Source organism: Pseudomonas sp. rhizo66 (assembly GCF_031931925.1).
Lineage (GTDB): Bacteria > Pseudomonadota > Gammaproteobacteria > Pseudomonadales > Pseudomonadaceae > Aquipseudomonas.
The window spans coordinates 64,559-86,256 of record NZ_JAUJWZ010000005.1; the positions used below are offsets into that span (position 1 = coordinate 64,559).

The 21,698-nt window shown below is 61.4% G+C and carries 25 protein-coding genes; 14 read left to right on the forward strand and 11 right to left on the reverse strand.

The window, feature by feature from the left end; translation table 11 throughout:
- Nucleotides 1-213: 213 nt before the first annotated feature.
- From QZR14_RS07640 to QZR14_RS07655, 4 genes are all read right to left on the reverse strand, one after another.
- Nucleotides 214-732, reverse strand: a complete 519-nt coding sequence (locus QZR14_RS07640) for a DUF3299 domain-containing protein (RefSeq protein ID WP_250608092.1) — start codon at nucleotides 730-732, stop codon at nucleotides 214-216.
- An 11-nt stretch (nucleotides 733-743) separates the two neighbouring features.
- A complete protein-coding gene (locus tag QZR14_RS07645; RefSeq protein ID WP_034153719.1) occupies nucleotides 744-2,009 on the reverse strand; it encodes an ABC transporter permease in 1,266 nt (421 codons plus the stop codon).
- Between the two features lies 1 nt (nucleotide 2,010).
- Nucleotides 2,011-2,721, reverse strand: a complete 711-nt coding sequence (locus QZR14_RS07650) for an ABC transporter ATP-binding protein (protein ID WP_016984101.1) — start codon at nucleotides 2,719-2,721, stop codon at nucleotides 2,011-2,013.
- 133 nt (nucleotides 2,722-2,854) lie between these two features.
- The gene (locus tag QZR14_RS07655) at nucleotides 2,855-3,454 is read right to left on the reverse strand and encodes a DUF2796 domain-containing protein (RefSeq protein ID WP_007910957.1); all 600 of its coding nucleotides are present in this window, start codon (nucleotides 3,452-3,454) and stop codon (nucleotides 2,855-2,857) included.
- 135 nt (nucleotides 3,455-3,589) lie between these two features.
- On the opposite strand from QZR14_RS07655, the gene QZR14_RS07660 reads away from it, so the two are divergent.
- Nucleotides 3,590-3,949, forward strand: a complete 360-nt coding sequence (locus tag QZR14_RS07660; protein WP_311996247.1) for a hypothetical protein — start codon at nucleotides 3,590-3,592, stop codon at nucleotides 3,947-3,949.
- Nucleotides 3,950-4,037: 88 nt separating this feature from the next.
- Here the strand turns inward: QZR14_RS07660 and trxA are convergent, their stop codons facing one another.
- The 3 genes from trxA to QZR14_RS07675 all read right to left on the reverse strand — a co-directional run bounded on the left by trxA (nucleotide 4,038) and on the right by QZR14_RS07675 (nucleotide 6,184).
- Complete coding sequence (trxA, locus tag QZR14_RS07665) at nucleotides 4,038-4,910, reverse strand: thioredoxin (RefSeq protein WP_311996248.1); 873 nt, start codon at nucleotides 4,908-4,910, stop codon at nucleotides 4,038-4,040.
- A gap of 147 nt (nucleotides 4,911-5,057) precedes the next feature.
- Nucleotides 5,058-5,723, reverse strand: a complete 666-nt coding sequence (locus QZR14_RS07670) for a class I SAM-dependent methyltransferase (protein ID WP_311996249.1) — start codon at nucleotides 5,721-5,723, stop codon at nucleotides 5,058-5,060.
- Nucleotides 5,720-6,184 carry a YbaY family lipoprotein gene (locus tag QZR14_RS07675; protein ID WP_311996250.1) on the reverse strand — a complete coding sequence of 155 codons (465 nt, stop codon included), beginning with the start codon at nucleotides 6,182-6,184 and terminating at the stop codon, nucleotides 5,720-5,722. The genes QZR14_RS07670 and QZR14_RS07675 overlap by 4 nt, the downstream gene beginning before the upstream one ends.
- 128 nt (nucleotides 6,185-6,312) lie before the next feature.
- On the opposite strand from QZR14_RS07675, the gene nrdR reads away from it, so the two are divergent.
- The 12 genes from nrdR to QZR14_RS07735 all read left to right on the forward strand — a co-directional run bounded on the left by nrdR (nucleotide 6,313) and on the right by QZR14_RS07735 (nucleotide 15,128).
- Complete coding sequence (gene nrdR, locus QZR14_RS07680; RefSeq protein ID WP_007910946.1) at nucleotides 6,313-6,777, forward strand: transcriptional regulator NrdR; 465 nt, start codon at nucleotides 6,313-6,315, stop codon at nucleotides 6,775-6,777.
- Nucleotides 6,774-7,907, forward strand: coding sequence for a bifunctional diaminohydroxyphosphoribosylaminopyrimidine deaminase/5-amino-6-(5-phosphoribosylamino)uracil reductase RibD (gene ribD, locus QZR14_RS07685; protein WP_250608098.1), 1,134 nt, complete (start codon nucleotides 6,774-6,776; stop codon nucleotides 7,905-7,907). The genes nrdR and ribD overlap by 4 nt, the downstream gene beginning before the upstream one ends.
- 47 nt (nucleotides 7,908-7,954) lie before the next feature.
- Nucleotides 7,955-8,617, forward strand: a complete 663-nt coding sequence (locus tag QZR14_RS07690) for a riboflavin synthase (RefSeq protein WP_093434480.1) — start codon at nucleotides 7,955-7,957, stop codon at nucleotides 8,615-8,617.
- A gap of 16 nt (nucleotides 8,618-8,633) precedes the next feature.
- The gene (gene ribBA / locus QZR14_RS07695) at nucleotides 8,634-9,725 is read left to right on the forward strand and encodes a bifunctional 3,4-dihydroxy-2-butanone-4-phosphate synthase/GTP cyclohydrolase II (RefSeq protein WP_039761895.1); all 1,092 of its coding nucleotides are present in this window, start codon (nucleotides 8,634-8,636) and stop codon (nucleotides 9,723-9,725) included.
- A gap of 91 nt (nucleotides 9,726-9,816) precedes the next feature.
- On the forward strand, nucleotides 9,817-10,293 hold the full coding sequence (ribH, locus tag QZR14_RS07700) for a 6,7-dimethyl-8-ribityllumazine synthase (protein WP_003228649.1): 477 nt from the start codon (nucleotides 9,817-9,819) through the stop codon (nucleotides 10,291-10,293).
- Nucleotides 10,290-10,790 carry a transcription antitermination factor NusB gene (gene nusB / locus QZR14_RS07705; RefSeq protein ID WP_123448286.1) on the forward strand — a complete coding sequence of 167 codons (501 nt, stop codon included), beginning with the start codon at nucleotides 10,290-10,292 and terminating at the stop codon, nucleotides 10,788-10,790. Before ribH ends, nusB begins: the two co-directional genes overlap by 4 nt.
- A gap of 27 nt (nucleotides 10,791-10,817) precedes the next feature.
- Nucleotides 10,818-11,783 carry a thiamine-phosphate kinase gene (gene thiL / locus QZR14_RS07710; RefSeq protein WP_311996251.1) on the forward strand — a complete coding sequence of 322 codons (966 nt, stop codon included), beginning with the start codon at nucleotides 10,818-10,820 and terminating at the stop codon, nucleotides 11,781-11,783.
- Nucleotides 11,780-12,283 (forward strand): phosphatidylglycerophosphatase A family protein, encoded by a 504-nt coding sequence (locus QZR14_RS07715; protein WP_007910933.1) that lies wholly within the window; start codon nucleotides 11,780-11,782, stop codon nucleotides 12,281-12,283. Before thiL ends, QZR14_RS07715 begins: the two co-directional genes overlap by 4 nt.
- 37 nt (nucleotides 12,284-12,320) lie before the next feature.
- Nucleotides 12,321-13,073, forward strand: coding sequence for a substrate-binding periplasmic protein (locus QZR14_RS07720; protein ID WP_311996252.1), 753 nt, complete (start codon nucleotides 12,321-12,323; stop codon nucleotides 13,071-13,073).
- 221 nt (nucleotides 13,074-13,294) lie between these two features.
- Nucleotides 13,295-13,912: a GTP cyclohydrolase II gene (ribA, locus tag QZR14_RS07725; RefSeq protein WP_016984117.1), complete on the forward strand. Its 618-nt coding sequence runs from the start codon at nucleotides 13,295-13,297 to the stop codon at nucleotides 13,910-13,912.
- On the forward strand, nucleotides 13,909-14,328 hold the full coding sequence (locus tag QZR14_RS07730; RefSeq protein ID WP_250608101.1) for an MFS transporter: 420 nt from the start codon (nucleotides 13,909-13,911) through the stop codon (nucleotides 14,326-14,328). Before ribA ends, QZR14_RS07730 begins: the two co-directional genes overlap by 4 nt.
- On the forward strand, nucleotides 14,328-15,128 hold the full coding sequence (locus QZR14_RS07735; RefSeq protein WP_311996253.1) for a cobalamin-binding protein: 801 nt from the start codon (nucleotides 14,328-14,330) through the stop codon (nucleotides 15,126-15,128). Before QZR14_RS07730 ends, QZR14_RS07735 begins: the two co-directional genes overlap by 1 nt.
- Nucleotides 15,129-15,230: 102 nt before the next feature.
- On the opposite strand, the gene QZR14_RS07740 is transcribed toward QZR14_RS07735, so the two are convergent.
- The 4 genes from QZR14_RS07740 to QZR14_RS07755 all read right to left on the reverse strand — a co-directional run bounded on the left by QZR14_RS07740 (nucleotide 15,231) and on the right by QZR14_RS07755 (nucleotide 20,387).
- Nucleotides 15,231-17,129 (reverse strand): TonB-dependent receptor domain-containing protein, encoded by a 1,899-nt coding sequence (locus QZR14_RS07740; protein ID WP_311996254.1) that lies wholly within the window; start codon nucleotides 17,127-17,129, stop codon nucleotides 15,231-15,233.
- 141 nt (nucleotides 17,130-17,270) lie between these two features.
- Nucleotides 17,271-19,169: a 1-deoxy-D-xylulose-5-phosphate synthase gene (gene dxs / locus QZR14_RS07745; protein WP_250608104.1), complete on the reverse strand. Its 1,899-nt coding sequence runs from the start codon at nucleotides 19,167-19,169 to the stop codon at nucleotides 17,271-17,273.
- Between the two features lie 91 nt (nucleotides 19,170-19,260).
- On the reverse strand, nucleotides 19,261-20,148 hold the full coding sequence (gene ispA, locus QZR14_RS07750; RefSeq protein ID WP_311996255.1) for a (2E,6E)-farnesyl diphosphate synthase: 888 nt from the start codon (nucleotides 20,146-20,148) through the stop codon (nucleotides 19,261-19,263).
- A complete protein-coding gene (locus QZR14_RS07755; protein ID WP_003228627.1) occupies nucleotides 20,145-20,387 on the reverse strand; it encodes an exodeoxyribonuclease VII small subunit in 243 nt (80 codons plus the stop codon). Before QZR14_RS07755 ends, ispA begins: the two co-directional genes overlap by 4 nt.
- Nucleotides 20,388-20,896: 509 nt before the next feature.
- On the opposite strand from QZR14_RS07755, the gene QZR14_RS07760 reads away from it, so the two are divergent.
- Nucleotides 20,897-21,688 (forward strand): YfaP family protein, encoded by a 792-nt coding sequence (locus tag QZR14_RS07760; RefSeq protein WP_250608107.1) that lies wholly within the window; start codon nucleotides 20,897-20,899, stop codon nucleotides 21,686-21,688.
- The last annotated feature ends 10 nt before the right edge of the window (nucleotides 21,689-21,698 follow it).

Here is a 21,698-nt window from a genome sequence, read left to right on the forward strand (position 1 = left end):
CTATGGTACGAAGCCAACTGATACGGTCTTTTGACTCAGCTCAATGAAACAGTGAAGGGGCGGGTTTCTGTGGGAACTTGGAGGGCCCCATCGCTGGCAAGCCAGCTCCCACAATGATCGAGTCGTTCACAAATTTTGTGATCGCCAACGAAACCTGTGGGAGCTGGCTTGCCAGCGATTGGGCCCTAACAAACAGCACAAAACTACCGGGATTTACTCCGGCAGCTCATACACGTAAATCTTGTCGGCATCCATCTGATACCCGGCATCCGCCAGTTCGCTGCTCGACGCCTTGACCTGCAACGGCCCTTCGACCCAGTACGGCTGATACAGCTCGTCAAGCTTCACGCCCAACTCGCTTTTCACATGCACAATCTGGTTCGACGGCGGGGGCGGCACATGGATGCAGGCGCCGAAATACGGCACCAGCAAAAAGTCCGTGGTGCGTCCTTCTTCGTTGACTTCCAGCGGCACGATATAACCCGGCAAACGAATGTTCTGCCCGTCGAGTGCCTGCACCACCGGCGCGTTCGGCAGGTCCTGTTTGGCCGCGGGTGCCGACTCGGCGGACAGCGCATCACTCATCTTCGACAGGTCGTGCAGCGGCGTCATGTTCGGCACTTCCGGCGCGGCGTCCGGCGGGATCATTTCCGACCACGTCAGGTCTTTCGGCGCCGCTGCCCACACGGGCAGGGCGATCAGCAACAGCAGCGCAAGTGCAGCGCGGGGCATGGTGAACATCCTCATAAACGGATCGACAGGCCATCGGCCAGGGATTGGCGATACGCGCGCCAGGCCGGCACGCTGCCCATCAGCAGTGCGGCCGCCAGAATGCCACCGAGCAGCGTCCATTCATACTCGCTCGGCCACGCCAGCGGCAGATACAAACCGTAATTGGCCTGCACATAACCCTGCGCGGCGGCGATGCCGATGTACAACAACGCCACCCCGGCAATCACCCCGGTCAGCGCCAGGGCAAACGCCTCCAACACCAGCAGACTCGCGATATGCCACGGCCGCGCCCCGACCGAACGCAGGATCGCCATCTCGCGACGCCGTTCGTTGAGGCTGGTGAGAATCGCCGTGAGCATGCCGATCAACCCGGTCAACACCACAAACAGCGAAACCACGAACAGTGCTTTTTCAGCGGTGCTCATCAGGCTCCATAACTCCTGCAAGGCCACGCCCGGCAGAATCGCCAGCATCGGTTCACCACGGAATTCATTGATCTCGCGTTGCAGGGCGAAGGTGGAAATCTTGCTGTTGAGGCCGAGCATGAACGCGGTGATCGCTTGCGGCGTCAGGTCCATGTTGCGCGCCTGATCCGCTGTGATCCGCCCATTGCCACGCGCCGGTACGCCGTTGTGCCAGTCGATGTGGATCGCTTCCATACCGCCGAGGCTGATGTGCAGCGTGCGATCGACCGGGGTGCCGGTGCGCTTGAGAATGCCGACCACGGTGAACGGTTTGTCGTCGTGTTTGACCAGACTGATCGCCGCCACGCCATGGGCCAGCACCAGTTGATCGCCGAGTTTGTAATGCAGCGCATCGGCCACTTCAGCGCCAAGCACCACTTCAAACGGATCGGTGGCAAACGCGCGACCGTCAGCCAGTTCAAGATGCTGCTGGCGGCCGTACTGATAATGCTCGAAGTAGGCTTCAGTAGTACCCATCACGCGGTAGCCGCGATGGGAGTCGCCGAGGGACATCGGAATCGCCCATTTCACTTTCGGGTTGCTGGCGAAGTGTTCGAAGCTGTCCCAGCGGATGTTGTTGGTGGCGTTGCCGATGCGGAACACCGAGTACAGCAGCAGATTCACCGAGCCGGAGCGGGCGCCGACGATCAGGTCGGTGCCGCTTATGGTGCTGGCGAAACTGGCTTTGGCTTCGGTGCGCACCCGCTCGACGGCCAGCAGCAGACACACTGACAGGGCGATGGCGAACGCGGTGAGCAGGGCGGTGAAGCGGCGGTTGGCCAGGCTGGCCATGGCCAGACGAAACAGATACATCTCAGACCTCGGCAGACGTGGCGGCGCGATTGAGCTCGGCCAGGGACAGGTGACGGTCGAACAGCGGCGCCAGGCTCTGGTCGTGGCTGACAAACAGCAGACTGGAACCGGCTTCGCGGCATTCAGCGAACAGCAAGCGAATGAAGTTTTCCCGCGCGTCGTAGTCCAGTGCCGAGGTCGGTTCGTCGGCAATCACCAATTCAGGCTGGCCGATCAACGCGCGTGCGGCAGCGACCCGTTGTTGCTGGCCGATCGACAGCGAGTCGGCACGGCGGCTGAGGATGCTTTCATCCTTCAAACCCAAGTGCGCCAGCAGGGTAGCGGCGGCTTGATCGACGCTGCCGTGGCGCTGTTTCGCTCGTTGCGCACGCAGCTTGGAAAAGTGGCACGGCAGCTCGACGTTCTCGCGTACCGAGAGAAACGGCAGCAGGTTGAACTGCTGGAAGATGTAGCCGGTGTGATCGACGCGGAAGGTATCGCGGGCGCCAGCGGAGAGTTCGGTGAGTTCCTGGCCGAGCAGGCGAATGCTGCCGCGCCCGGGCTTCTGCACGCCACCGAGCAGGCCGAGCAGGGTGGTCTTGCCGCTGCCACTCGGGCCTTTGAGGAACAGGGTTTCACCGGCTTCCAGACGAAACGCCGGGATGTCCAGCAGCGGCGGGTGACCGGGCCAGTTGAAGCCCAGGTCGGACAGTTCGATGAGTGCTTGGGTCATGGCACCGATTTCGTGGTTATAAACGGACCCCCGTAGGAGCGGCCGAAGGCTGCGATCTTTTGATCTTGCTTCAAAAGCCCAGGATCAAAAGATCGCAGCCTTCGGCAGCTCCTACAGGGGATTTTCAGGTTATTCAGAATTTCAGGGCAGCCGCCTTGGCCGTCACTTCGGTGCCTTGCTGGCCGCTGGCGCTGATCAGTTGTACCTGAATTTTCTGGGTCGCCGGGAAGGTCTTGAAGACGTTCGCCAGATCAAGGGTCTTCAACGCACCCGGCGTGGCACAGTTGAATTGGTAGTGCGCGTGGATTTCGCTGTGGTCGTGGTGGTGCTCGTGGCCGTCCTTGTCCGCTTCATCGTCGTCATGGTCGTCGGCATCCGGCTTGTCGCCGAACAACGGGCTTTCCAGTTCCTGACTGACCACTTTGCAACCGGCAGCGGCAGGCAGGCTGAACAGGGCCAGCGGTTTTTCCAACTGCGCACGGGCGGCGGCAACTTTGGCTTTATCGGCATCCGAAGTCGCAACGTGTTCGAAACCGACGAGGTTCATCGCCGGGCTTTCCAGCTCAAGCTCCAGGGTCTGGCCATCGAGCGCGGCATTCAGACGGCCAACACCATGTTCATGCGCACCGAGGCTACCGTGTTCATGGTCGTGATCGTGGTCATGCTCATCAGCCGCGTGGGCGATGGCCAGCGGCAACAGGGCAAACGGCAAAGCGAGCAGCAGACGACGCATGGCGGTCTCCGGGAAGTAAAGTGAAGAGTTTGTTATGTAATCTTATAACGAAAGTGCGCAGAGTTTGCCCGTGCGCTTGGCGTTGCACAAGTCCCGTGGGAGCATGCAGGTCAGAAAAGTGCAGGAGCGAACTCAATGTTGCGGATACGCGGAACCGTCGGCGACATGCCGGTGGATTTGACTGTTGAACTGGATGACGGCGATTGGGCGAAGCTCGGTTCAGCGCTGAATGGGCAGGCGCCGGTCGCTCAATCTGAGGCGGTCGCATCAGCCCCGGCGGCGAAACCGCTGAATCAGGACGATGCCTTGTGGCAGGTCGCCAAGGACCTGTTGCGCAAGGCCGGGCAACTCAGCGGGCCGGATCTGCTCGATCAGCTGGAAGGGCTGGCCGGCAGTGCGGCAGCGGGCAAGCGCTTGCTGGTGCGTTTGCGTCATAGCTCGGACGTGAAAGTGGTGAGCGGCGGGGATACGCCGCTCTACAGCTGGATCGAGTGAGTTGCAAAAGATCGCAGCCTGCGGCAGCTCCTGCAAGGGTGTACACGATCCCAATGCAGGAGCTGCCGCAGGCTACGATCTTTTGATCTTAATAAAGCGCAGCAAACATCTTGCGGCGGTACATCGTCACCAACGGATGATCATTGCCCAGCAGCTCGAACACTTGCAGTAAGGTCTTGTGCGGCAGACCTTCGCCATAGTTGCGGTTGCGGATAAACAGCTTGAGCAAAGCATCCAGCGCCGCTTCGTACTGCTGACGCGCCAGTTGCTGGATCGCCAGTTGATACACCGCCTCATCGTCCTGCGGATCTTTCGCCAGGCGCGCTTTCAGGTCAGCGGCATCCGGCAGGTCACGCGCCAGACCGAGGAACTTGATCTGCGCCTTGGCCCCGGCCAGTGCGGCTTTGTGTTCATCGCTTTTGACTGCATCGAGCACGGTTTGCGCTTCGTCCAGTTCGCCGCGTTCGGTCAGGCAGCGTGCGTAGAGAATCAGCGCTTTGGCGTTTGTGTTGTCCTCAGTGAGCATCACCACCAGCGCCGCTTCGGCATCGGCGTAACGGCCCTCGTCGAACAACGCCTGAGCCTGTTCGAACGGATCGGCTGCAGCCGGTGGCGGCATCTGCACATGCGGTTCAAGCAGAGCGCGTACCGCGGATTCCGGTTGTGCACCGGCAAAGCCGTCGACTGGCTGACCATCCTTGAACAGCACCACGGTTGGCAGGCTGCGAATACCGAAGCGGGCGACGATGTCCTGCTCGATGTCGCAATTGACCTTGGCCAGCAGCAATTCGCCCTGATAGCTCTCGGCAATACCTTGCAGCATCGGCATCAGCGCCTTGCACGGCGCACACCATTCGGCCCAGAAATCCACCAGCACCGGTTTGTTGAAAGAAGCCTCAATCACCGACTGGTCGAAATCGGCCGTCGTGGCGTCGAAGATGTACGGCGTTTGCTCACTCATGGGGGATCTCGTAGAAGCGTTAATGAACGCACTATAAGCGGTGGCGCAAAAGATCGCAGCCTTCGGCAGCTCCTACAGGTTCAGCGTCCGCCCGCAATATGGACGATAAAGCCGATCACTGTAGGAGCTGCCGAAGGCTGCGATCTTTTAACGATTCCAATCACGACGCGCATGGTAAAGGCTGACATGCCGAAACTCTTCCGGCTCCGCCAGATCCGGCAAGGTCATCGCCTCGAGCATTTCAATGCGCTCATACAGCGGATGGCGAAAATCCCGAACCCGCGAATCCGCCACCAGCGCTTCACGGCCACGACTCAAGAACGCATCGAGCAACGGCAGATTCGCCCGGTCGTACAGCACGTCGGCGACCAGAATCAGATCAAAGCGATCGGCTTCGGCAAAGAAATCCGTCGAATAACTCATCTGCACATTATTGAGTTCGGCATTCGCCCGGCACGCGGCGATCGCCAGCGGATCGAGATCGCACGCCACCACTTCCAGCGCCCCGGCCTTGACTGCCGCGATCCCGGCAATCCCGGAACCGGCGCCGAAATCCAGCACGCGCTTGCCGCGCACCCAGTGCGGAAACTGCGCCAGATACCGCGCCACCACCAGGCCGCTGGCCCAACAAAAACTCCAGTACGGCGGTTCATGCAGGATTCGCTGGGTTTCTTCCTGGCTGAATTCGCGCGCCATGTTGTCGCCGTCGATCAGCCAGAGCTGTAAATCAGTCCCGGGCAACGCGCAGGCCTTGAGTCTGGCGTCGCCGAGCAATTCACCCAATGCCTGTTGCAGGTCGAGCGGTGCACTCATGGTGCTTTGACGAATTGCAGTTGGCCCAACGCTTGGGTGGTCGGCTGGGTAATGGTTTGCGACGGTAGATGCAGGATCAGTTGGCCGGACTGACTCGCCCGGCCACGCAGCTCAACCCGCGCCCCCGCCGGAAAGGCCTCGGGATTGAAACGCACGTGGAATGGCAGGATCTGGTTGTTGCCGATCAGGCTGGAACTGGCGAGCAGTTGTTGCGGGCGATCCTTTGCATCGATCACCAGCAGCGCCAGTTCGACTTCGGCACCGGCCGGCACGCCTTGCAGGGTGCCACTCAGTTCCCGTTGATAGGCCGGCAGCGGCCCGAGGTCGGCGGCCTCTTTGGCTTTTTTCTGCGCTTGCTGCGGTGCCGGGCCAGGTGTCGGCGGCTGGGGCTTGGGTGCATCGCTGCCACAGGCCACCAGCAGGCTGAAAAGACTGAGCAAAACGAGCGGACGTAACGGCATTGGATGCTCCAGCAAAATGAAATCCATGGATCAAACGATCATGCCGTTCTGTATACCGCAAAGCCTATGGCTTGTCTTGCCACCGGGATGCGCTACCATGGCCCTCCCTTTTTTTGTTGCCAGCCACCATGCACTGTCCCTTCTGCGGTGCCAACGACACCAAGGTCATCGACTCGCGTCTGGTCGCCGAGGGCGAACAGGTGCGCCGCCGGCGTGAATGCCTGGCCTGCGGCGAACGTTTCACGACGTTCGAGACGGCTGAACTGGTGTTGCCGCGCCTGATCAAAACCGACGGCAGCCGCCAACCGTTCGACGAAGAAAAACTCCGTGCCGGCATGCAGCGCGCGCTGGAGAAACGCCCGGTGAGCGTCGAGCGCCTCGAATCCTCGCTGGTTCACATCAAGCACAAGCTGCGCGCCACCGGCGAACGCGAGGTCAAATCCCTCGTGGTCGGCGAACTGGTGATGGCCGAGCTGCAAAAGCTTGATGAAGTCGCCTACATCCGTTTCGCTTCGGTGTACAAGCGCTTCCAGGACCTCAACGAATTCCGCGAAGAAATCGACCGCCTCGCCCGCGAACCGGTGAAAGAATGACCAGCGCCAGCGAGCAGGCCATCCTCGACGCCCATTTCATGGCTCGCGCGCTGGAACTGGCGCGCAAAGGTCACTACACCACCCATCCCAACCCTCGGGTGGGCTGCGTGGTGGTGCGCGACGGGCAGATTGTCGGCGAAGGCTGGCATGAGCGCGCCGGTGAGCCGCACGCTGAAGTTCACGCCCTGCGTGCCGCCGGTGATCTGGCCCGGGGCGCGACCGCTTATGTGACGCTGGAACCGTGCAGCCACCATGGCCGGACGCCGCCGTGCGCCGATGCGTTGGTGAATGCCGGTGTCGCTCGAGTGGTGGCGGCGATGCGTGATCCGAATCCGCAGGTCGCAGGTCGTGGCTTGCAGCGCCTGGCCGATGCCGGTATCGCCACCGAAAGCGGCGTGCTCGAAGGCGAGGCGCGCAAGCTCAACCAAGGTTTTCTGAAACGCATGGAGCACGGCTTGCCGTTCGTGCGGGTCAAGTTGGCCATGAGCCTCGACGGGCGCACGGCGATGGCAAGCGGCGAGAGCCAATGGATCACCGGCCCGGCCGCACGTTCGGCTGTCCAGCGTCTGCGCGCTCAGGCGGCGGTGGTGCTGACCGGCGCTGACACGGTGCTGGCCGACGGCGCGCGGTTGACCGTACGCGCTGACGAACTCGGTCTGGACAGCGAGCAAACCGCGCTGGCGATGAGCCGTCCGCCCTTGCGCGTGCTGATCGACGGACGCCTGCGCGTACCGCTGGATGCGCCGTTCTTCAAGGCCGGTCCGGCGCTGGTCGCCACCTGCGTCGCGATCGAAGAGCAATACGCCCACGGCCCCGAGTGCCTGATCGTGCCGGGTGAAGATGGCCAGGTCGACCTGCATCAATTACTGATCGAACTGGCCAAGCGTGGCACCAACGAAGTATTGGTCGAGGCTGGCCCACGCCTGGCCGGTGCCTTTGCTCAGCTCGGTCTGGTCGATGAGTTCGTGATCTTCATCGCCGGCACGTTCCTTGGTTCCACGGCGCGTCCGCTGCTGGACTGGCCGCTGGCTTATATGAAGGATGCACCGGAGCTGAAAATCACTGAAATTCGCGCGGTGGGCGATGACTGGCGAGTCACTGCCATCCCTGTCCTTTCAGCGAGCGTATAATTCTCGGCCATCGCGTTAGCGCTGGCCCAGTTCTCAAGGAGAACCCCATGTTTACCGGCATCATCGAATCCATCGGCAGTATCCGCGCACTGACCCCAAAGGGCGGTGATGTGCGGGTACACGTCGCCACCGGCAAGCTCGACCTGAGCGACGTCAAACTCGGCGACAGCATCGCCGTCAACGGCGTCTGCCTGACGGCCGTTGAGCTGCCGGGCGACGGCTTTGCCGCTGACGTCAGCCGCGAAACCCTCGACTGCACCGCCATGAACGACCTGAAAAGCGGCAGCCCGGTCAATCTGGAAAAAGCCCTGACCCCGACCACCCGTCTCGGCGGGCATCTGGTCAGCGGCCACGTCGACGGTGTCGGCGAAATCGTCTCGCGCAGCGACAATGCCCGTGCTGTGGAATTTCGCATTCGCGCGCCGAAGGAGTTGGCCAAGTACATCGCCCATAAAGGCTCGATCACCGTCGACGGCACCAGCCTGACCGTGAACGCAGTCGATGGCGCCGAATTCATGCTGACAATCATCCCGCACACCCTGAGCGAAACCATCATGGCGTCGTACAAGCCTGGTCGCCGGGTGAATCTGGAAGTCGACTTGCTGGCACGTTATCTGGAGCGTCTGCTCCTCGGCGACAAGGCCGCAGAGCCGAGCGCTGGCGGTATTACTGAAAGCTTTCTGGCCGCCAACGGCTACCTCAAATCCTGACTGAAGGGGGTGCCTTGTGGCGCTCAATAGCATCGAAGAACTGGTTGAAGACATCCGCCAAGGCAAGATGGTCATCCTCATGGATGACGAAGACCGCGAGAACGAAGGCGACCTGATCATGGCCGCCGAATGCTGCCAGGCCGAACACATCAACTTCATGGCCAAGCACGCCCGTGGCCTGATCTGCATGCCGATGAGCCGCGAGCGCTGCGAACTGTTGAAGCTGCCATTGATGGCACCGCGCAACGGTTCGGGTTTCGGCACCAAGTTCACCGTGTCGATCGAAGCCGCCGAAGGCGTCACCACCGGCATCTCCGCCGCTGACCGTGCGCGCACCGTGCAAGCGGCTGCCGCCAAAGACGCCAAGGCTGAAGATATCGTCAGTCCGGGCCACATCTTTCCGCTGATGGCGCAGGCCGGCGGCACCCTCGCTCGCGCCGGCCACACCGAAGCGGCTTGCGACCTCGCGCGCATGGCCGGTTTCGAGCCGAGCGGCGTGATCTGCGAAGTAATGAACGACGACGGCACCATGTCCCGTCGCGCCGAACTGGAAGCTTTCGCCGCTGAACACAACATCAAGATCGGCACCATCGCCGACCTGATTCACTACCGGATGATCCACGAACGTACCGTTCAGCGGATTGCCGAACAGCCACTGGACAGCGAACTGGGCCAATTCAACCTGGTGACCTATCGTGATTCGGTGGAAGGCGACGTGCACATGGCACTGACCCTGGGCACTGTTTGCGCCGAAGAGCCGACCCTGGTTCGCGTGCACAACATGGACCCGCTGCGCGACCTGTTGATGGTCAAGCAACCGGGCCGCTGGAGCCTGCGTGCCGCCATGGCCGCGGTCGCCGAGGCGGGTAGCGGTGTGGTGCTGTTGCTCGGTCACCCGCTCGATGGCGACGTGTTGCTGGCGCACATCCGCGAAACCGGTGAGCAGGCAGCGCCGAAAAAGCCGACCACCTACAGCATCGTCGGTGCCGGTTCGCAGATCCTGCGTGACCTCGGTGTACGCAAAATGCGCCTGATGTCTGCACCAATGAAATTTAATGCGATATCCGGTTTCGATCTGGAAGTTGTAGAATACGTGCCCTCCGAATAATGACCGGTTGTTTCCTGTCTCCGATTCGCGGCAAATAAATCACTGAGGGACGCGTAGCAGACGCGTCCCGGCTCTTTAAGAGAACTGACGAATGACCCTGAAGACCATCGAAGGTACCTTCATCGCCCCTAAAGGCCGCTACGCTTTGGTAGTGGGCCGCTTCAACAGCTTCGTCGTTGAAAGCCTGGTCAGCGGTGCAGTTGATGCCCTGGTTCGCCACGGCGTGAGCGAAAGCGACATCACCATCATCCGCGCACCTGGCGCCTTCGAAATCCCGCTGGTTGCGCAGAAAGTCGCCCAGAAAGGTGAATTCGCAGCCATCATCGCCCTCGGCGCGGTCATTCGTGGCGGCACTCCGCACTTCGAATACGTGGCAGGCGAGTGCACCAAGGGTCTGGCCCAGGTGTCCATGGAGTTCGGCGTTCCGGTTGCCTTCGGCGTCCTGACCGTTGATTCCATCGAGCAAGCCATCGAACGTTCCGGCACCAAGGCCGGTAACAAAGGTGCCGAAGCTGCGCTGTCCGCTCTGGAAATGGTCAGCCTGCTGGCGCAGTTGGAGGCCAAGTGATTAGCGACGAAAGCGATCGTTTCAACCCGCGCGATCCGAAACCTGCGGATGCCGGCAAGCCCTCGAAAAGCGTCAAGCGTCGCGAAGCCCGTCAGCTCGCGACCCAGGCGCTGTACCAGTGGCACATGGCCAAGCAATCGCTGAACGAGATCGAAGCGCAGTTTCGCGTTGATAACGATTTCACCGATGTCGACGGTGCCTACTTCCGCGAAATCCTCCACGGGGTTCCGCAGTTCAAGACCGAAATCGACAACGCCCTGACGCCTTGCCTGGACTTGGCGATCGAAGAGCTGGACCCGGTTGAGCTGGCCGTGCTACGCCTGTCGACCTGGGAACTGCTCAAGCGCGTCGACGTGCCGTACCGCGTGGTGATCAACGAAGGCATCGAGCTGGCGAAAGTCTTCGGTTCGACCGACGGCCACAAGTTCGTCAACGGTGTGCTCGACAAGCTGGCCCCGCGCCTGCGTGAAGCTGAAGTGAAGGCGTTCAAGCGCTGATCGGCGCTTGAGCACTTTGTCTCAGCCATGGGCGAGTTTGAGCTGATCCGCAATTTCTTCGCCGCCGCGCCTTGTGCGCAGGGCGGCGAAGGCGTTGCGCTGGGGATCGGCGACGACTGCGCCTTGCTCGCTGTTCCTTCCGGGGAGCAGTTGGCGATTTCTACCGATACGCTGGTGGCCGGTGTGCACTTCGCCGACCCCTGCGATCCGTTTCTTCTCGGTCAGCGCTCGCTGGCCGTGGCGGTCAGCGATCTGGCCGCCATGGGCGCCACGCCCGTTGCCTTTACCCTTGCCCTGACTGTACCGACGGTGACCGCCGATTGGCTGCAAGCCTATGCCCGCGGTTTGAACCGCATGGCGCAGAACTGCGGCGTGGCGCTGGTGGGCGGCGATACCACGCGTGGGCCGTTGAGCCTGACGGTAACGGTGTTCGGTCGTGTTCCGGCCGGTCAGGCGTTGACCCGCAGCGGCGCGCAACCGGGCGATTTGCTCTGCGTCGGCGGTGAGCTGGGCAATGCCGCCGGCGCCTTGCCGCTGGTGCTGGGGCAGCGTGAGGCCGAAGCGCATATCGCCCAACCGCTGCTCGATCATTACTGGTCGCCGCAGCCGCAACTCGCCCTTGGCCAGGCTTTGCGCGGCAAAGCCACGTCTGCGCTGGATATCTCCGATGGCCTCCTTGCTGACTGCGGCCACATTGCGCTGGCGTCGAAGGTGCGACTTGAGATTGAACGCGAGCGCGTACCGCTGTCGGATGCATTAGTGGCGTTTCTCGGTCAGCGCGGCGCCGAGCGTGCCGCGCTGAGCGGTGGCGATGATTACGTGCTGGCCTTCACCCTGCCGTCCGTCGAGTTGCCGGCGCTGCTGGCCAATGGCTGGCCGATCCATGTGATCGGTCGCGTATCAGAAGGTCAGGGCGTGGTTCTGCTGGATCGCGAAGGGCACGACATCACCCCGCAAATCCGGGGTTATCAACATTTTCAGGAGACACCGTGACAGATCACCCGAAACAGGTTCCGGCCGAATTCGTTCCGCCGTCGGTCTGGCGCAATCCCTGGCATTTTCTTGCGTTCGGCTTCGGTTCCGGCACCTTGCCCAAGGCGCCAGGCACGTGGGGCTCGCTGGTTGCGCTACCCTTTATCCCGTTGTGGCAGATGCTGCCCGACTGGGGTTACTGGCTGATGCTCGGGATCACCATGCTGTTCGGCTTCTGGCTGTGCGGCAAAGTCGCCGACGATTTGCGGGTACACGACCACGAAGGCATCGTCTGGGACGAGATGGTCGGGATGTGGATCACTCTGTGGCTGGTGCCGGAAGGCTGGTACTGGTTGCTCGCGGGTTTTCTGGTGTTCCGTTTCTTCGACATTCTCAAGCCGTGGCCGATTCGCTGGATCGACCGGCATGTGCATGGCGGTGTCGGCATCATGCTCGACGACGTGCTGGCCGGTGTGTTTGCCTGGCTGGCGATGCAGGGGCTGGTGTGGATTTTCGCCTGATTCCAAGGGATATCAGGGGCAAGTGAGGGGACTAGGGATGGCTCGGCGCTGGTTGGCACTCGTGGTTTTGGCTTTGCTGAGCACTGTGACTGGTGCGCAGGAAGCTGCGCCGACGCCTGCGGTCATCCATCTGGCCAGCGAAGACTGGGAAGATTACACCGCTGCCGACGGCCATGGCCTGGGCTGGGACGTGTTGCGCAAGGTGTTCGAACCGGCCGGGGTCAAGCTGGATATCCGCAGCGTGCCTTACACCCGTTCGGTCGGGCTGGTGCAGTTGAAGGAGGTCGACGCGCTGGTCGGCTCCTACCGCGACGAAGCCGAGCAAGTCCTGTACCCGCGCTGGAATTTCGATTCCGACCACATTTACGCACTGGGCCTGGCGAGTAATCCGGTTCCCACCGAAGCGACGCTGCGCAAGTATCGCCTGGCCTGGGTGCGCGGTTATCGCTACGAAAACTACCTGCCCAACATCAAACGCTACAACCAGATCGAGCGGCGTACCGGGATTCTGTCGATGCTCAAGCAGGGGCGGGCGGATTACTACATCGACGCGCTGACCGAGATTGAAGCCGTGGTGAAAATCGCAGCCGATCCGGCGCAGTATCGCTATTCACACCTGGCCGAGTTGCCGCTGTATCTCGGCTTTGCCGACACCCCGCAGGCGCGGGCGCTGATGGCACTGTATGACCAGCGTATGGAGCAGTTGGTGAAGAGCGGCGAGTTGAAGTCGATCTTCGAGAAGTGGAAGCAGCCGTATCCGTTCACTACGGGCGCGACGAATCCCCTGTAGGAGCTGCGGCACGCTGCGATCTTTTGATCTTGATTCTAAAACCAGATCAAAAGATCGCAGCCTCGTTTCACTCGACAGCTCCTGCAGGGTTCCATGTCGACCGGGTAGTTATCAAACTTTTTGATCGTTATGCCCGATAATTCAGCCTAAGCGCCGGTAGGAAGCTGCTGTTACAATGCCGGCCTGCGAATTTTCAGACTCTTTAGATCAGGAGCACACCGGTGCCTGTCGTCTTTGTCGCCGCTTCCAAGCTGCCAACGCCTTTTGCGCAATTCACCATGCACGGTTTTCTCGATGAAGCCACCGGCCGCGAGCACGTCGTGCTGAGCCTGGGTGAAATTGCCGACGGTGCCCCGGTACTCGGCCGGTTGCACTCCGAATGCCTGACCGGCGATGCCTTGTTCAGCCAGCGTTGCGACTGCGGCTCGCAACTGGAAGGCGCGCTTAAGGCCATCGCCCGTGAAGGCCGTGGTGTGTTGCTGTACCTGCGTCAGGAAGGTCGTGGCATCGGCTTGTTGAACAAGATCCGTGCCTACGAGTTGCAGGATGGCGGCGCCGACACCGTTGAAGCCAACGAGCGTCTGGGCTTTGCCGCTGACCAGCGCGACTACGCCATGTGCCTGCCGATGCTCGAGCATCTGGGCGTCAAGTCCCTGCGTCTGATGACCAACAACCCACGCAAAGTCAAAGCCCTGACCGACATGGGCATCACCGTCGCCGAGCGCGTGCCGTTGCACACCGGTCACAACCCGCATAACAAACTCTATCTGGCGACCAAGGCCAGCAAGCTCGACCACATGATGGGCAACGAGCATCAAGGCGAGGTTGATCGCGCGTGACACGGGGCCAGGTGCGGCGCCGATTGTCGGTTGATTGGTGGAAATACCTCGCGCTGGCGTTGGTGCCGCTATTCGTGCTCAACGCGTTGTTTGGTCAGGGCAAAGGGGTTCTGCCGGTACTGGCGATGCCGTTCTTTATTGCCGGCGTGGCATCAATGTTTGTCAGCCTGAAGTTTTTCGGCCGTTACAAACATGCGCTGATCGCTACGCAAAAAGCCCTTGATACCCCAGATGAGCCCGCCGCGTGGATTGCTCTCGCAGCCCGTCGTCGTGCGGCGTTTCTCGCGGCAGCTTTGCCGGCGTGGATCGGCGCACTGGCGGTGTTTGTCGGTCTTGAAGCCGTACCGTTGATGCTGCTGGCGTTGTCCACGGCGGTACTGTTTTATCTCTACCGTATCCCGCGTCAACTCGGCTGATGCGTCGTCTCTGGCTGGCGCTGCTGGTGCTGGCCGTCAGTGGCTCTGCGTTGGCGCAACTGCGGGTTGTCAGCCTCGCCCCGTCGCTTTCTGAAATTGTCGTTGAGCTGAATTCGGCTGATCTGCTGGTCGGGGTGCTGGATGCAGGTGAGCGGCCAGCGGCGATTGCCAGCGTTCCTTCTGTCGGCCGCTATGGCCAGCTCGATATGGAGCAGTTGCTGAGCCTCAAACCTGATTTGTTGCTGCTGTGGCCCGGCAGTGTCGGCCCGGCGCAGCGTGATCAGCTCAAGCGCCTGGGCATCCCGACCTTCGTCGCCGAACCGCATTCTCTTGAGCAACTCGCCACCCAGATTGAAGCCATTGCCGCGCAATTGGGGCGGCCTGCGCGTGGGGTGGTGCGAGCGATCGAACTGCGCCAACAACTCGCGGAGCTACGCCAGCGCTATCGCCGGGAAGTGCCGTTGCGGGTGTTTTATCAGGTGTGGGACAAGCCCCTGTATACCGTCGGTGGCGGGCAAATCATCAGTGATGCGCTGGAGGTGTGCGGGGCGCGGAATGTGTTTCGCGACCTGAGTCTGCCGGCGCCGCAGGTGAGTATCGAGGCGGTGTTGCAGCGCGATCCTGAGGTGATTTTGGCGGGTAATCAGGCGCAGTTGAACGCATGGAGCGCCTGGCCGCAGGTGGCGGCTGTAAAACAGCAGCAATTACTGTTGGTCACCGACAAAGGCCTCGAACGCCCGAGCGGTCAAATGATCAGTGCCACAGCCAAGCTCTGCCAGTTGATCGCGCCGGACAGGTAACCCTGTAGGAGCCGCCGAAGGCTGCGATCTGTTGATTTTGCTTTATGACGGAATTGGACTCGCCGAAGATCAAGATCAAAAGATCGCAGCCTTCGGCAGCTCCTACAGTGGATTTCTGTGGATTTCGGGAGTCCAGGTGACGCCAAACATCCACACGCGACCTTCCTCGCGATAACCATACTGGCTGCCGTCATAGCTGTAATTCGCCCGGCTGTAGCCTTTGTCGAAAACGTTATCGACCTTCAGATCCAGCTTGATCTCGCGATTCAGCGCCCAACTGCTGCGCAAGCCGAACAGCGCATAGCCACCCAGCGGCTGCTCGTTTTTCAGGTCGTCATAACTGCTGCTGACCGCCTGCCAACTGGCGCCGAGGCTGGCCTGGTCAAACTGACGATCGAGATCCCAGCTCAACGTGCGCCGCGCACGCCGGGCCAAGGTGTGGCCGGTATCGCGATCACGCGGATCGATGATCGAAACGCCAAGGTTGCTTTGCCAGCCGAACAACTCCTGCTTCAGTGCCGCTTCAAAACCGTTGATCCGCGCCGAAGCGACGTTCTCCGGCCGTGAATTGCTGCCGAAGATGATCGCGTCTTGCAGATCCGTACGATAGATCGACGCCTCCAGACGGCTGCTGTCAGTCAACTGACTGCGCCACTGCAGCTCATAGCTTTTCGAGGTTTCCGGTTTCAAATCCGGGTTGCTGAAATCCGGGTAGTACAGATCGTTGAAAGTCGGTGCGCGGAAGCCCTCGCTGTAGCTCAGCAACAGATCGTTGTCCGGGTTCAGCGGCAATGTAAAGGTGCCGCTCCAGGTGTTCTGACTGCCGAACTGCTGGTTGTCGTCGTGACGCAAGCCCAGTTCTGTGGAGAAACTGTCGGCCTGATAACGATGCTGAATGAATGCGGCGCGGTTCCAGCGGCTGTCTTCGTCGAACGCGGTGCTGCTGTTGACCCGGTCTTCGTACCAGTCGCCGCCGAGGATCAGGCTGTTATGCGCATCCAGCGTCAGATCGTTCTGCCAATTCACCGAGTCGCGGTAGGTGTTGAAAACGGTGCGTTCGTCGCTGAGCTTGTCGAGGCTCTTTTCGCGGTTCTCGGTGTGGCCGAATTCGACGCGGGTTTTCCAGGTTTCGTTGACCCGTGCATCGACATAGCTGCTGACGCTGCTGACATTGAAGTCGCTGTACGGCTGCTGTTGGACTGATTCGAACGTATTCATGTCGAAGCGGCCGAACGGGTTGTCGAACTCGTTCTTGCCCCGGTTATCCAGCAGATTGGCGCCGATTTCGATGTCATCGGTCAGCGCATGGCTGAGGCTCAGGCTGACGGATTTATTGCGATAGGCGTCTTCATCCGCATCGCTTGGGTACGACGCGTGAGTGCGGTCACCCCCGGCGGTTTCATCAAGGCTGGCGCCGAGGTTGAAGCGGGTTTTCTCATCGCCGCCGGACAAGCCGAGGCTGCGCTCCCAGGTCTGGTTGTTGCCGAATCCGACGTGCATCCGTGGCTGCAAACCTTGCTCCGTGCCGCGCCGGGTAAAGATCTGAATCACCCCGCCAATCGCATCGCTGCCGTAAATCACCGATCGCGAACCGCGCAGCACTTCCACCCGTTCGATCTGCTCGATGTTCAGATGCTGCAGGTTGCTGTCGCCGGAAGTGGAACTGCCGATGCGCTGACCATCGACCAGCACCAGACTCTGCGCCGACTGCGTACCGCGAATGTAGATCCCCGGCAGGCTGCCGCGCCCGCCGGCCTGCGCCACTTGCACGCCGGGGACGCGGCGCAGCAGATCAGGCACGTCGCTCGGTTGCAGGCGCTCGATGTCTTCGCGGGTGAACACGGTATTGGCGGCGCTGCTGTCGTTGCGGGCTTCGACCTGGCGGTTGGCGCTGATCAGCGTGTCGGGCAGCTTCAGGGCTTGGTCGCGTTCGAAGGTGTCGGCGAGAGCGTCCGCGGCTGGCAGCAGGAGGAAGGGCAGGGCGAGGCGCGAGAGGTTCATCGGTGGTCCGTTGGGTATTTCTGACGTACACAAATCAAATGTGGGAGCGAGCCTGCTCGCGAATGCGGTGCATCAGTCAACACTGCGTTGATTGACGGTCCACTTTCGCGAGCAGGCTCGCTCCCACAGGGGTATTGCGTGTTACTTGTTGAGCAATTCCAGACGCTCACGAATCGACGCTTCGATCCCCGCCTCATCCAGCCCGCACTCGGCCAGCATTTGCGCAGGCTTGGCGTGTTCGACGTAGATATCCGGCAAGCCCAGATGCAGCATCGACTTGAGGATGTTCTCCCGCGCCAGGAACTCGCTGACCGCGCCGCCGGCGCCGCCCATGATCGCGTTCTCTTCGATCGTCACCAGCAATTCGTGGCGCTCGGCAATCTCGCGGACCAGCGCTTCATCAAGCGGTTTGACGAAGCGCATGTCGACCACGGTGGCCTCGAGTTTTTCAGCGACCTTCAGTGCCTCGGCCAGTTGCACGCCGAACACCAGCAGAGCGACTTTGCTGCCCTGACGACGGACGACGCCCTTGCCGATTTCGATCGGTTCGAGGTCTTTGTCGATGGTCGCGTTCGGACCGGTGCCGCGTGGGTAACGCACCGCCGCCGGGCCGTTGTACAAGTGGCCGGTGGTGAGCATCTTGCGCAGTTCGTTTTCATCGCTCGGGGTCATGATGACCATGCCCGGGATGCAGCGCAGGTACGACAGATCGAAGCTGCCGGCGTGGGTCGGGCCGTCTTCGCCGACCAGACCGGCACGGTCGATGGCGAACAGCACGTCGAGGTTCTGCACCGCGACGTCATGGACGAGTTGGTCATAACCGCGCTGGAGGAACGTCGAATAGATCGCCACCACCGGTTTTGCGCCTTCGCAGGCCATGCCGGCGGCGAACGTCACCGCGTGTTGCTCGGCAATCGCCACGTCGAAGTAGCGCAGCGGGAAGCGTTCGCTGAACGCCACCAGATCCGAGCCTTCCTTCATCGCCGGGGTAATCCCGACCAGACGCGGGTCAGCCGCCGCCATGTCGCACAGCCATTCGCCAAACACCGCCGAATACTTCGGACCGCCGGCCTTCTTCGGCGCGGCGGCCGGAGCGTCCAGTGGTTCGAGTTTGGTGATGGCGTGGTAACCGATCGGGTCGACTTCCGCCGGGGCGAAGCCTTTGCCTTTCTTGGTGACGATATGCAGGAACTGCGGGCCTTTCAGATCGCGCATGTTGCGCAGGGTTGCGATCAGCGTTGGCAGGTCGTGGCCGTCGATCGGACCGATGTAGTTCCAGCCCAGCTCCTCGAACAGGGTGCCGGGGACCAGCATGCCCTTGGCGTATTCTTCGGTGCGCCGGGCGATTTCCCAGGCGCCGGGCAGGCGCGACAGGACTTTCTTGCTGCCCTCACGCATGCTCGCGTAGGTGCGGCTGGAGAGGATCTTCGCCAGATAATTCGACAGGCCGCCGACATTGCGCGAGATCGACATGTCGTTGTCGTTGAGGATCACCAGCATGTTGGCGTTGACTTCCGGCGCGTGGTTCAGCGCCTCGAAAGCCATGCCGGCGGTCAATGCGCCGTCACCAATCACCGCGATTGCCTTGCGATCACTGTTCTGCAGGCGGGCGGCGATGGCCATGCCCAGTGCTGCGCTGATCGATGTGCTGGAGTGGCCGACGCCAAAGGTGTCGTACTCGCTCTCGGAGCGACGCGGGAAAGCGGCAATGCCGTCCTTCTGGCGCAAGGTGCCCATGCGCTCGCGGCGACCGGTGAGGATCTTGTGCGGATACGCCTGATGCCCGACATCCCACAGCAGACGGTCGTCCGGGGTGTCGAAGACGTAATGCAACGCGATGGTCAGCTCGATGACGCCCAGGCCGGCACCGAAATGCCCACCGGTCTGGCCGACCGTGTAGAGCAATTCCAGGCGCAACTCATCGGCCAGGGTTTCCAGCTCGGCTTCGCCTAACCGGCGCAGGCCGTCCGGCGTATTCGCGCGGTCGAGCAGGGGCGTAGTCGGGCGCTTGCGGGGAATCTCATGAAACGTCGTGGGCATCAGGCGAATCGTTATAGGTATAAAAGATGCCGCAGTTTACCTGATGCATCGCCCCCTGCCCACGCGTTGGTCTTTTTTGGCGGATACGCCGTCAGTTGCGCCGCTCGACGATATACCGGGCCAGCTCGCGCAATGGCTCGGCCGCCGCGTCAAACGGTCGCAGGGCGTGCAGCGCCTGATCGCGCAGCTCCAGCGCGTAAGCCTTGGCAGCGTCGAGACCGAGCAGCGCCGGGTAGGTCGGCTTGTCGCGGGCGATGTCGGCGCCCTGGCGTTTGCCGAGGGTTTCGGTATCGCTTTCGACGTCGAGGATGTCGTCCTGCACCTGAAAGGCCAGACCGATGGCCTGTGCATAAGTTTGCAGGGCCTTGAGTTCATCCGGTTCGGCACAGCCGCTGGCCAGCGCGCCGAGCTTGACGCTGACTTCAATCAGCGCGCCGGTCTTGTGCCGGTGCATCTGTTCGAGGGCTTTCTGATCGAGTTTGAGGCCGACCGAACCAAGGTCGATGGCCTGACCGCCGACCATGCCTGCCGGGCCGGCGGCGTTAGCCAGGGCAGTGACCATTTGCAGGCGGATATCGCTGCTGCAGTCGCTCAGGCGCGGGTCGAGCAGGGCGCTGAAGGCCAGACTCTGCAAACCGTCACCGGCAAGAATCGCGCAGGCTTCATCGAATTTTTTATGAGTGGTTGGCTGGCCACGACGCAAATCGTCGTCGTCCATCGCCGGCAAATCATCGTGCACCAGCGAATAGGCATGGATCAGCTCAACCGCGCAGGCCGCGCCGTTGGCTTGCTCGGCATTGCCGCCCAGTGCTTCGCATGCCGCGTAGGCGAGCAGCGGACGCACGCGCTTGCCACCGTTCATCACGCTGTAGCGCATGGCTTCGTAAAGCCGCGCCAACTCTGGCAACGGCGCGTTGAACAGGGTTTCCAGCGCCGCGTTAACCCGGGTCTGGCTGCTAGCCGTGTACGCCGCAATCATTCTGGCTGTTCCGCGTCGAAGGGTTCCTCGGCGAGTTCGCCATCGCGCTCCAGCAGCACTTGCACCTTCTGCTCGGCTTGCGCCAGCGCTGCCTGGCAGTCACGGGTCAGGCCGATGCCCTGCTCGAAAGCGGTCAGCGAGTCTTCCAGCGACAATTCACCGTTCTCCAGACGCTCGACCAATGTTTGCAGGTCGGCGAGGGACTGTTCGAAATCCAGTGCAGCTTTTTTGCGGGCCATGGCGGCAGTTTCCGGTTGACGTTAAACCGGCGCGACACTAGCAGATAGGGGGTTTATGGGCAAATGAGCGGGGCTTGCGCAGGCACCGCCAAGGGCCGCATAAACCTCTGTGGCGAGGGAGCTTGCTCCCGCTGGGTTGTTCAGCAACCTCAAAACCAGCCACCGCGATTTAACAATTGAACCGTGTCGGGCGGTCGGGGCCTGCTGCGCAGTCCAGCGGGAGCAAGCTCCCTCGCCACAGGATTTGTGGTGACTCAGGAATATTCAGGCTTATTCGGCTCATTTTGTGAGCCGAATAACTGCGCTATTCGGCTCACGCCCAATAAAGCTGCGTGATTGCCACCGCAAAAGCACATGTATCCGATTGTTAAAAAACCACCGAATCGCTAATCTTCGCGCCTTCTACGACCCTACAGTCACGGGTCTTTCAGACGAAACGCAGTTTTCACCGCTGTGAAGTACCGAGGATCGGGTGCAAGGTTTCGTTCAGGCATGGCAGGAGGCATTACATGCGTTCAATTCTTTGGTTGCTGATCGGCCTGGCCTGCGCGCCCGCGCTGCTGGCTGCGCCGACGGCCGAGTTGTCGGAGCCGGTCGGTGGCTGGCGCTATCACGGCTTGCTCGATCGCACGGAAAACCCGCAAGTCGCCTACCCGACGCCGCCGATCGATCGCGGCATCCAGCGCAATCGCACGATGATTCAGGGCCAGCTCAAGGCCCTCGGCCCTATGCGCCCGCCGCACAGCCTCGCCGTCAACGGCAATCCATTGAATCTGTACACCGACGACCAGGGCCGTTTCGCCCGGCCGTATGCCTTTGGCGCTGGCTCCAACAGCGTCGAGGTGATCAGCGCCGAAGGCCAGTCGCTCAAGCGCGTGCAATTTTATGAAGCAAATAACTCGCGCACGCCGGCGCGGATTCGTCTTGTCTTGGGCTGGGACGATCCGAAAGCCGAGCTTGATCTGCACATTGTCACGCCCGACGGTCAGCATGCCTTCTGGGCGCGGCCGGCGTTGAGCAATGGCGGTGGTCTCGACCCGGATGGCGTCGATGGCCCCGGCCCGGAAATGTTCACCATGACCGCGCCGCTGCACGGCACCTATCTGGTTTACGTCAACTATTGGGGCAACTTCGGCAACGGCGGCTATAACTTCGAGGAGGCCAGCAACCAGAACGAGGTGATCACCTCGCAAATCACGCTGGTGCTCAACGAAAACACCGTCGACGAAAAACGCGAAACGTTCATCGTGCCCCTGCGGGCGATCGGTGATCTGCTGCTGGTCAAGACTTTCAACTATTAAGCATTCCGCC

Coding starts and splice junctions, on each gene's coding strand:
- QZR14_RS07640 (WP_250608092.1), bottom strand. CDS start 732: ATGCCCCGCGCTGCACTTGCGCTGCTGTTGCTGATCGCCCTGCCCGTG.
- QZR14_RS07645 (WP_034153719.1), bottom strand. CDS start 2,009: ATGTATCTGTTTCGTCTGGCCATGGCCAGCCTGGCCAACCGCCGCTTC.
- QZR14_RS07650 (WP_016984101.1), bottom strand. CDS start 2,721: ATGACCCAAGCACTCATCGAACTGTCCGACCTGGGCTTCAACTGGCCC.
- QZR14_RS07655 (WP_007910957.1), bottom strand. CDS start 3,454: ATGCGTCGTCTGCTGCTCGCTTTGCCGTTTGCCCTGTTGCCGCTGGCC.
- QZR14_RS07660 (WP_311996247.1), top strand. CDS start 3,590: ATGTTGCGGATACGCGGAACCGTCGGCGACATGCCGGTGGATTTGACT.
- trxA (WP_311996248.1), bottom strand. CDS start 4,910: ATGAGTGAGCAAACGCCGTACATCTTCGACGCCACGACGGCCGATTTC.
- QZR14_RS07670 (WP_311996249.1), bottom strand. CDS start 5,723: ATGAGTGCACCGCTCGACCTGCAACAGGCATTGGGTGAATTGCTCGGC.
- QZR14_RS07675 (WP_311996250.1), bottom strand. CDS start 6,184: ATGCCGTTACGTCCGCTCGTTTTGCTCAGTCTTTTCAGCCTGCTGGTG.
- nrdR (WP_007910946.1), top strand. CDS start 6,313: ATGCACTGTCCCTTCTGCGGTGCCAACGACACCAAGGTCATCGACTCG.
- ribD (WP_250608098.1), top strand. CDS start 6,774: ATGACCAGCGCCAGCGAGCAGGCCATCCTCGACGCCCATTTCATGGCT.
- QZR14_RS07690 (WP_093434480.1), top strand. CDS start 7,955: ATGTTTACCGGCATCATCGAATCCATCGGCAGTATCCGCGCACTGACC.
- ribH (WP_003228649.1), top strand. CDS start 9,817: ATGACCCTGAAGACCATCGAAGGTACCTTCATCGCCCCTAAAGGCCGC.
- thiL (WP_311996251.1), top strand. CDS start 10,818: ATGGGCGAGTTTGAGCTGATCCGCAATTTCTTCGCCGCCGCGCCTTGT.
- QZR14_RS07720 (WP_311996252.1), top strand. CDS start 12,321: ATGGCTCGGCGCTGGTTGGCACTCGTGGTTTTGGCTTTGCTGAGCACT.
- QZR14_RS07735 (WP_311996253.1), top strand. CDS start 14,328: ATGCGTCGTCTCTGGCTGGCGCTGCTGGTGCTGGCCGTCAGTGGCTCT.
- QZR14_RS07740 (WP_311996254.1), bottom strand. CDS start 17,129: ATGAACCTCTCGCGCCTCGCCCTGCCCTTCCTCCTGCTGCCAGCCGCG.
- dxs (WP_250608104.1), bottom strand. CDS start 19,169: ATGCCCACGACGTTTCATGAGATTCCCCGCAAGCGCCCGACTACGCCC.
- ispA (WP_311996255.1), bottom strand. CDS start 20,148: ATGATTGCGGCGTACACGGCTAGCAGCCAGACCCGGGTTAACGCGGCG.
- QZR14_RS07755 (WP_003228627.1), bottom strand. CDS start 20,387: ATGGCCCGCAAAAAAGCTGCACTGGATTTCGAACAGTCCCTCGCCGAC.
- QZR14_RS07760 (WP_250608107.1), top strand. CDS start 20,897: ATGCGTTCAATTCTTTGGTTGCTGATCGGCCTGGCCTGCGCGCCCGCG.